At 64.7% G+C, this 241-nt stretch carries 1 protein-coding gene; it reads right to left on the bottom strand.

All coding sequences use genetic code 11. From position 1 onward, the window contains the following. Window positions 1–21 precede the first annotated feature (21 nt). Window positions 22–241 (bottom strand): hypothetical protein (locus SB754_RS22620; protein WP_410784513.1); only part of this gene is annotated, 220 nt, incomplete at its 5' end.

The following is a 241-nucleotide window of genomic DNA, read 5'->3' as shown; positions in this document are numbered from 1 at the left end:
GCCGACGTTCGCCGTGCCGTTTTAGATCGACAGCCGCTGGATCGTGTTGCCGAACCCGTCGAACACGCCGGAGAACGCGTTGTCGCCGCCGATGCTGCGGAATTTCGCGTTGGCGCCGTCGACTGCATTGCCGAGCACGTAGCGGCCGTTCAGGTTCGTGTCGACGTTGCGCAGGTCGGCGAGCGTATGCAGCACCTTGTAGTCCTCGCCGTTCGAGCGATACGACGCGTCCTCGCCCGAC

Source organism: Leifsonia sp. SIMBA_070, assembly GCF_046534635.1.
Classification (GTDB): Bacteria; Actinomycetota; Actinomycetes; order Actinomycetales; family Microbacteriaceae; genus Leifsonia.
The sequence above is the reverse complement of the archived record's forward strand: the minus strand, read 5'-3'. Positions and strand labels throughout refer to the sequence as shown.